Annotated in this window: 8 protein-coding genes, 1 pseudogene and 1 other annotated feature; of the genes and pseudogenes, 4 read left to right on the plus strand and 5 right to left on the minus strand. The window is 61.5% G+C overall.

Features of this window, described 5'->3' with window-relative positions; translation table 11 throughout:
* Positions 1 to 58 precede the first annotated feature (58 nt).
* Both H7A77_RS17655 and cobO read left to right on the plus strand, forming a co-directional pair.
* Positions 59 to 820, plus strand: coding sequence for a YciK family oxidoreductase (locus tag H7A77_RS17655; RefSeq protein WP_147838010.1), 762 nt, complete (start codon positions 59 to 61; stop codon positions 818 to 820).
* A 13-nt stretch (positions 821 to 833) separates the two neighbouring features.
* Entirely contained in the window at positions 834 to 1,424 is a 591-nt protein-coding gene (gene cobO, locus H7A77_RS17660) for a cob(I)yrinic acid a,c-diamide adenosyltransferase (RefSeq protein WP_033643265.1), read from the plus strand.
* Positions 1,425 to 1,462: 38 nt separating this feature from the next.
* Here the strand turns inward: cobO and rluB are convergent, their stop codons facing one another.
* The 5 genes from rluB to H7A77_RS17685 all read right to left on the minus strand — a co-directional run bounded on the left by rluB (position 1,463) and on the right by H7A77_RS17685 (position 5,498).
* Positions 1,463 to 2,368: a 23S rRNA pseudouridine(2605) synthase RluB gene (rluB, locus tag H7A77_RS17665; RefSeq protein WP_033643266.1), complete on the minus strand. Its 906-nt coding sequence runs from the start codon at positions 2,366 to 2,368 to the stop codon at positions 1,463 to 1,465.
* A gap of 159 nt (positions 2,369 to 2,527) precedes the next feature.
* Complete coding sequence (locus H7A77_RS17670) at positions 2,528 to 3,325, minus strand: alpha/beta fold hydrolase (RefSeq protein WP_182074463.1); 798 nt, start codon at positions 3,323 to 3,325, stop codon at positions 2,528 to 2,530.
* Positions 3,326 to 3,473: 148 nt separating this feature from the next.
* Positions 3,474 to 3,833, minus strand: a complete 360-nt coding sequence (locus H7A77_RS17675; RefSeq protein ID WP_016927523.1) for a Rap1a/Tai family immunity protein — start codon at positions 3,831 to 3,833, stop codon at positions 3,474 to 3,476.
* Between the two features lie 115 nt (positions 3,834 to 3,948).
* Positions 3,949 to 4,569 (minus strand): L-threonylcarbamoyladenylate synthase, encoded by a 621-nt coding sequence (locus H7A77_RS17680; RefSeq protein WP_033643268.1) that lies wholly within the window; start codon positions 4,567 to 4,569, stop codon positions 3,949 to 3,951.
* 47 nt (positions 4,570 to 4,616) lie between these two features.
* The gene (locus H7A77_RS17685) at positions 4,617 to 5,498 is read right to left on the minus strand and encodes a PHP domain-containing protein (protein WP_033643269.1); all 882 of its coding nucleotides are present in this window, start codon (positions 5,496 to 5,498) and stop codon (positions 4,617 to 4,619) included.
* A 252-nt stretch (positions 5,499 to 5,750) separates the two neighbouring features.
* Positions 5,751 to 5,854, plus strand: a sequence feature (Trp leader region).
* Between the two features lie 24 nt (positions 5,855 to 5,878).
* Here H7A77_RS17685 and H7A77_RS17690 point away from each other — a divergent pair.
* Entirely contained in the window at positions 5,879 to 7,441 is a 1,563-nt protein-coding gene (locus tag H7A77_RS17690; RefSeq protein WP_182074464.1) for an anthranilate synthase component 1, read from the plus strand.
* A pseudogene (gene trpD, locus H7A77_RS25610) lies at positions 7,441 to 8,519 on the plus strand (anthranilate phosphoribosyltransferase); the annotation flags it as partial. The gene H7A77_RS17690 and the pseudogene trpD, both read left to right, overlap by 1 nt.

Below are 8,519 nucleotides of genomic sequence, written 5' to 3' on the forward strand. Positions count from 1 at the left end.
GTTTCACCCTTGCTCCCCACGATACGCGGGAGATCAGCCACCCAGGCGAGGATTTATCGTGCATTACCAACCCAAACAAGATCTGCTCGAACAACGCATTATTTTGGTCACCGGCGCCGGAGACGGCATCGGCCGCGAAGCGGCGCTGACCTACGCTCGCTTCGGCGCCCAGTTAGTGCTGCTGGGACGCACCGAGAGCAAACTGCTGGCGGTACAACAAGAGATCGCGGCCCAGGGCGGCGCCCCGACCCTGGTGGTCACGCTCGACTTGCTGCACGCCACGCCGGAGCAATGCCGGCAGATAGCCGACGATCTGGCGCGCCAAATTCCGCGCCTGGACGGCGTGCTGCACAACGCCGGCCTGCTGGGCGACATTGCGCCGATGGCCGACCTGTCGATAACCATGTGGCAAGAGGTGATGCAGGTTAACGTCAACGCCACCTTTATGCTGACTCAGGCGCTGCTGCCGCTGCTGCTGAAATCCCACGCCGGGTCGCTGGTGTTCACCAGTTCCAGCGTCGGGCGCACCGGCCGCGCCGACTGGGGCGCTTATGCGGTGTCGAAGTTCGCTACTGAAGGCATGATGCAGGTATTGGCCGATGAATACAAAAATCGTAATTTGCGGGTAAACTGCATCAATCCGGGCGGAACTCGCACCAAAATGCGCGCATCCGCCTTCCCGCACGAAGACAAAAACAAGCTGAAAACCCCGGCTGACATCATGCCGCTGTACCTGTATCTGATGGGCGAGGACAGCCGGCGAAAAACCGGCATGAGCTTCGACGCCCAGCCGAACCGCAAACCCGGCGCGGCCGAATAATAAGGAGCGTTTCATGGCGGAAGATCGTCATCAACAGCGCCAGCAGCGCCTGAAAGAACAGGTCGATGCACGCATCGCCGCGGCGCAGGACACCCGTGGCCTGCTGCTGGTGTTTACCGGCAACGGCAAAGGCAAAACCACCGCCGCCTTCGGCACCGTCACCCGCGCGGTCGGTCACGGCATGCGCGCCGGGGTGATCCAGTTCATCAAGGGCGAGTGGCCCAATGGCGAAAAGAATCTGCTGCAGCAACATGGCGTTGAATTTCAGGTGATGGCTACCGGCTTCACCTGGGAGACGCAGAACAAGGCAGGCGACACCGCCGCCTGCCAGGCAGTGTGGCAGCACGGCAAACGCATGCTGGCCGACAGCGGCCTGGATCTGGTGCTGCTGGACGAAGTGACCTACATGTTGACCTACGGCTATCTGGAGCTGGAAGAGCTCAAAGAAGCGCTGCGGCAGCGCCCTGCGCACCAAACGGTGATACTGACCGGGCGCGGTTGCCATCGCGAGCTGCTGGAAATGGCGGATACGGTTACGGAGATGCGGCCGGTGAAACACGCGTTCGACGCGGGCATCAAGGCGCAACAGGGGATTGATTGGTAACAAAACGTTCTGGCCCCGAACGGGGCCAGAATGACGGATTAGCTGCGTTTGCTCGGTTTGCCCGATTTACTCGGTTTGCTGCCCGGCGCACTGCGACGGCCGCTGCCGGCCACCTGCGAGTGACGTTTGACCGCGCGACGGATCTGGTTAGCCTTCACGCGGCGGCGCTCACGCTCCACCGGCATCTTGCTGACCGTTTCCGGTTTCAATTCAACCAGCTCGCGCAGGTAGTTGATCGCCGGCAGATCCAGTTCGGCCCAGCCGCCGCGCGGCAGGCCCTTCGGCAGATCGATATCGCCGTAGCGTACGCGGATCAGGCGGCTCACCTGCACGCCCACCGCTTCCCACAGGCGACGCACTTCACGGTTGCGGCCTTCGGTCAGGGTCACGTTGTACCATTGGTTGAGGCCTTCACCGCCCTGGAAGCTGATGGTGCGGAACGCGGCCGGGCCGTCTTCCAGTTGCACGCCTTTGCTCAGCTGCTTCACTTTCGCATCGTCGACCTGGCCAAACACGCGCACCGCGTACTCGCGTTCCACTTCACGGCTTGGGTGCATCAGACGGTTGGCCAGTTCACCATCGGTGGTGAACAGCAGCAGACCGGAAGTGTTGACGTCCAGTCGCCCTACCGCCACCCAGCGCGAACCGCGCAGCTTCGGCAAGCGATCGAACACCGTCGGGCGGCCTTCAGGATCGCTGCGGGTACACAGCTCACCTTCCGGTTTGTAGTAAGCCAGCACGCGGCAGACCACCTCTTCGGACTCTTTGATCGACAGGACATGACCATCCAGACGAATTTTCATCGCCGGGGTCACTTCAACGCGATCGCCCAGCTTGGCGACCTTGCCGTCGACGCTGACGCGCCCGGCTTCAATCATGGTTTCGATTTCACGACGCGAGCCGTGCCCGGCGCGCGCTAATACTTTCTGTAACTTTTCGCTCATTGAGCAACCTCTAATGTCGCCTTCACAGGCGTCGGGGGGATAACCGCCGCGGCCAATCGCCGCAACGGTAATAATACGTTTATCAGGATCGAACCGCGCATTATACAGGCTTTCTAAGGTGTTGAAACCCACTTTATCGGCGGTGACCCCAAGCGGCGTTCACGGCGCCAAGAAGTCCTCCACCGCCCTCAGCACCGCGTCGGGCCGTTCCAGAATGCCGAGGTGAGTGCGGGCCTCTTCTAAACGCGCCACGGAGAAAAACGGCCGCTCGGCGGCAAATGCCTGCTGTTGCCGCAGATAGTCATCGCGGCGATCCAGCGAGTAAATATGCCGGCACGGCGGCGGCGCGCTCATCCCCGCCAGGCGTTGCAGCGGCGAACCGAATTGCCGGTAGGCCTGTTCGATGGCCACGCCGGCGGCGCGCCAGAGCCGGTCATCTTCCTGCGCCATCTCGACCTCCAGATGGCGTTTGACCCGATCGTGGCGGATGCCGCCCTGCCAGAAGTCGAACAAGGCGTCGCGCGCCGCCAGCCACTGCTGCGGCTGCTGCATGCGGCTCACCGCCGTAAAGAACGCCGGCTCCGGCTGCGTCATGATCCAATCGAGAAACACCATGCCCTGCACCTGCTGCGGCAACGCCTCGGCCAACGCCACCGCCAACCAACTGGCGTGCGCCACCGACAGGGTGATCACGTTGTCCAAACGCAGCGCCGTCAGCAATTGGCGCACATCCTCCAGCAAATCGTCCGCCGTCAGCGACATCTCCGCCGCTTTTGACGACAGGCCGTGGCCACGCCAATCGAGGCTGATCGTCCGATAACGGTCGGCCGCCAGCGCGATGAACGGCTCAAACACGGTTTTCGGTTCGCACCAGCCGGGCAGTAACACCAACGTGAGCGGCCCTGAGCCGATATCCTGATAATCGAGGGTCATGTTGGCACTGTGAAATGCGGTCATATTACCTCCTGCGCGTCTCTCCCCGACCCGTTCGGGAATTACCGACGGGCTAAGGGTGACAGCGCAGCAGGTCATGATCTATTGAAGTTCGTGCGGAAAAGACCCGAGCACACCTTATGAAAAAATGCGCACTTATTGGAATGGGAATTTAATGGCGCACGCAGGGATAGGCGGCGCTCAACGCCAGCATAATCACCGACGGTGCGGAATAATGCAGTTGCTCGGGATGTTCGTTCAAGTACTGCATTACCGCGTCGGCGGCTACGCCGATGCTCATTCCGGCCTCTGGGCAGATATTGCGATTGCCCTGCATGGAATAGGTATCGAATACGCCGGCGACGTATCCCATAAACATGCCGCCATTCAGCGCTTCGGCCACGGTGGCTTCACCGCTTTTATTTTTTACGTAACCGCCGGATTCCGCCAGCAAACCGCTGCCCGAATAAAAACCCGCATTCGCCATTGAGGAAAATAATAAGGCCGCTAAAAAAGAAACCTGTTTAATCATTGCTGCGCATCCTGCCCATTATCAATTCTGAAGTCTTCAAGAATAGCGGCTTTCACGCGAAATAGCGTCGCTTCAGCCGTTTTTCAGACAATGGGCAAAGTGGCAATATTTTACATCAGCGGAAAGGCGCCGCGTCGCCGGCACCTTCGCGCACCACTTCCGGCGAGGATTCGGTCAGATCGATAACCGTGGTCGGCTGTTGGCCGAGGAAGCCGCCGTGGATCACCAGATCGACCACCTTGCCCAAATGATCGCTGATCTCTTCCGGATCGGACTCGGCGAAATCATTGCCCGGCAGCATCAGCGTGGTGGACATCATCGGTTCGTTCAACGCCTCCAACAGCGCCAGCGCGATCGGGTTCGACGGCACGCGCAGGCCGATGGTTTTGCGCTTTTCATTCATCAGGCGGCGCGGCACTTCTTTGGTCGCTTTCAGAATGAACGTGTAGTTGCCCGGCGTATTGTTTTTGATCAGACGGAACGCCGTATTATCGACGTGAGCATAGGTCGACAACTCGGACAGATCGCGGCACATCAGGGTAAAGTTGTGGTTGCCGTCCAGCTGACGGATGCGGCAAATGCGCTCCATCGCCGCCTTCTCTTCCAGCATGCAGCCCAGCGCATAGCCGGAATCGGTGGGATAGACGATCACCCCCCCTTTGCGCAGCACCTCTACCGCCTGGTTGATCAGGCGCGGCTGCGGGTTGTCCGGGTGAATATAAAAAAGCTGACTCATGACTTGCTCCTAAAATAATGCCCGCGCGCGTTGCCACGCGCGTAAAATCAGACCGCCTGGCCCGGCTGCGGCCAATCGCGCCACACCGGCTCGACGCCGCCCGGCAGCCACAGCTTGCGCCCCAGTTCGATCCACGAGCAAGGTTGATGGAAATCAGAGCCTTGCGAGGCCAACAGGCGGTAGTCTTGCGCGTATTTCGCCAGCTGAGTGCGCTCATGCGGCGCCTGCTGACACTGCGCCACTTCCATGGCGTCGCCGCCGTGTTCGGCGAAATGCGCCAGCAAGCGTTTCAGCCATTTCGCGGTCAAATCGTAACGGCCCGGGTGCGCCATCACCGCCTGGCCGCCCGATTGATGAATCGCATCAATGGCTTGTTCTATTGTACACCACTGCGGCGGTACATAGCCGGTTTTCCCCTTGGCCAGGTATTTCTTGAACACCTGAGCCATATTGTCCGCCACACCGATCTCCACCAGGTAACGGGCGAAATGGCCGCGGGTCACCGCGCCGGCTCCGGCCAGGCGCTGGGCGCCGGCATAGGCGTCGGGAATACGCGCCTTGCCCAGCCGCACGCCGATCTCCTGCGCCCGCCGGTTGCGGCGTTCGGTTTGTTCCGCCAACAGCGCCACCAGCGCCGGATGCGCGACGTCCATACCCAACCCAACAATATGGATTTCATGATTTTCCCACAGCGTCGAGATTTCCACTCCATTGACCAACCGCAACGGCAACACCTGCTCCGCGATGGCGGCGGCGGCCTCGGCCAGCCCGGCGGTCGTGTCGTGATCGGTGATCGCCAACACCCCCACGCGCATCTCTACCGCCCGCTGCACCAGCTGCGTCGGCGTCAGGTAGCCGTCGGAGGCGGTCGTATGGCTGTGGAGATCGTACAGGGTAAAAGCGGTGGATTGAGGGTTACTGTCTGTCAAAACGGCTATCCGGCAATGGCTTGGTTTTCTATCATACCTGCGATCGGCGGCCGGACGGAAATCTATTCTGCCCCGGCTGGGCGCGCGGGCGGGATGATGAACAGAATTCACGCTGACCGCTAAAACATTGTACAAAAAGGGGGTTGACTTTGCCCTCGCGAACCAGTTAACTAGTACACAAGTTCACGGCAGTGGCCGTGTCGGATGAGAGTTAACAAAGAGAGTCTGCAAATGAACACATACATTTCTCTTCACGGTTGGTGGCGTACCTCCCTCTTGCGGGCGGTGTAATCGCGCATAGCTGTCATCTGACAATGCAGATTTCCTGAGCCCGCACCTGATGCGGGCTTTTTTATGGACAGAATTCACTGGAACCACCGATGATGAACATCAAACCACAATTGACATTACTGAAGGCGCAGGCCAGTTACCGGGGCGATCCCACCACCCTTTTCCACCAGCTGTGCGGCGCCCGGCCGGCCACCCTGCTGCTGGAGTCGGCGGAAATCAACAGTAAACAGAATCTGCAGAGCCTGCTGGTGATCGACAGCGCGCTGCGCATCACCGCGCTGGGTCACACCGTCAGCGTGCAGGCGCTCACCGCCAATGGCGCGGCGCTGCTGCCGCTGCTGGACGAAGCGCTGCCGCCCGAAGTCAGCATTCAGGCGCGCCCAAACGGCCGCGAGCTGACCTTCCCGGCGGTCGACGAGGTGCAGGACGAAGACGCGCGCCTGCGCTCCCTGTCGGTATTCGACGCGCTGCGCACGCTGCTGACCCTGGTCGACTCCCCGGCGGACGAGCGTGAAGCCGTGATGCTGGGCGGCCTGTTCGCCTACGATCTGGTCGCCGGTTTCGAAAACCTGCCGACGCTGCGCCAGGATCAACGTTGCCCGGACTTCTGCTTCTATCTGGCGGAAACCCTGCTGGTGCTGGATCATCAACGCGGTTCCGCCCGATTGCAGGCCAGCGTCTTCAGCGAGCAAGCGAGTGAAATACAACGCCTGCAGCAGCGTCTGGCGCAATTGCAGACCGAATTGAAACAAACCCCGCAGCCAATCCCGCACCAAAAGCTGGAAAACATGCAGCTGAGCTGCAACCAGAGCGACGAAGAGTACGGCGCGGTGGTCAGCGGGCTGCAGGAAGCGATCCGTCACGGCGAGATTTTCCAGGTGGTGCCGTCGCGCCGCTTCTCCCTGCCGTGCCCGGCGCCGCTGGCGGCCTACCAGACATTGAAAGACAACAACCCCAGCCCGTACATGTTCTTCATGCAAGATGACGAGTTCACCCTGTTCGGCGCTTCGCCGGAGAGCGCGCTGAAATACGACGCGGGCAATCGCCAGATCGAAATCTACCCGATCGCCGGCACCCGCCCGCGCGGCCGCCGAGCCGATGGTTCACTGGATCTGGATCTCGACAGCCGCATCGAGCTGGAAATGCGCACCGACCACAAAGAGCTGGCCGAGCACCTGATGCTGGTCGATCTTGCGCGCAACGATCTGGCGCGCATCTGCCAGGCCGGCAGCCGCTACGTGGCCGACCTGACCAAAGTGGATCGCTATTCGTTCGTCATGCACCTGGTTTCCCGCGTGGTGGGCACCCTGCGCGCCGATCTCGACGTGCTGCACGCCTACCAGGCCTGCATGAATATGGGCACCCTGAGCGGCGCGCCCAAAGTGCGGGCGATGCAGCTGATCGCCGCCTCCGAAGGCACGCGCCGCGGCAGCTACGGCGGCGCGGTAGGCTACTTTACCGCCACCGGCGATCTGGATACCTGCATCGTCATTCGCTCAGCCTACGTCGAAGACGGCATCGCCACCGTGCAGGCCGGCGCCGGCGTCGTGCTGGACTCCATCCCGCAGGCGGAAGCCGACGAAACCCGTAATAAAGCCCGTGCCGTGCTGCGCGCCATCGCCACTGCGCACCATGCCAAGGAGGTGTTCTGATGGCCGATATCCTGCTACTCGACAACGTCGACTCCTTTACCTACAACCTGGTCGATCAGCTGCGCGCCAGCGGCCACCAGGTGGTGATTTACCGTAACCAGATCGCCGCCGAGGTGATCATCGAGCGTCTGGCGCAGATGGAACAGCCGGTGCTGATGCTGTCGCCCGGCCCCGGTGCCCCTTCCGAAGCGGGCTGCATGCCGGAACTGCTGCAACGCCTGCGCGGCCGGCTGCCGATCATCGGCATCTGCCTCGGCCACCAGGCGATCGTCGAAGCCTATGGCGGCCAGGTCGGCCAGGCGGGGGAAATCCTGCACGGCAAAGCCTCGGCGATCGTTCACGACGGTGAAGGCATGTTCGCCGGCATGGCCAACCCGTTGCCGGTGGCGCGTTACCACTCGCTGGTCGGCAGCAACATCTCGGCCGATCTGACCGTCAACGCCCGGTTCGGCGAAATGGTTATGGCGGTACGCGACGATCGCCGCCGCGTATGCGGCTTCCAGTTCCACCCGGAATCGATTCTGACCACCCATGGCGCGCGCCTGCTTGAGCAGACCCTGGCCTGGGCGCTGGCGAAGTCATAAAAGGAACACGACGATGCAACCTATCCTTGAGAAACTGTACCGCGCTGAATCGATGAGCCAGCAGGAAAGCCAGCAGCTGTTCAGCGCCATCGTGCGCGGCGAACTGGAGCCGAGCCAACTGGCGGCGGCGTTGATCAGCATGAAAGTCCGCGGCGAGCGCCCGGAAGAGATCGCCGGCGCCGCCAAAGCGCTGCTGGAAGATGCTCAACCGTTCCCGCGCCCTGACTATCTGTTTGCCGATATCGTCGGCACCGGCGGCGACGGCACCAACAGCATCAATATTTCGACCGCCAGCGCCTTTGTGGCGGCGGCGTGCGGCGCGAAAATCGCCAAACACGGCAACCGCAGCGTCTCCAGCCGCTCCGGCTCTTCGGATCTGCTGGCGGCATTCGGTATCCGTCTGGATCTGCCGGCGGAAGAGGCGCGCAAGGCGTTGGACGATGTTGGCGTGTGCTTCCTGTTTGCGCCGCAGTACCACACCGGCTTCCGTCACG

It is taken from the genome of Serratia sp. ME47, assembly GCF_903970925.1.
In the GTDB taxonomy this organism is placed as follows: domain Bacteria; phylum Pseudomonadota; class Gammaproteobacteria; order Enterobacterales; family Enterobacteriaceae; genus Serratia; species Serratia ureilytica.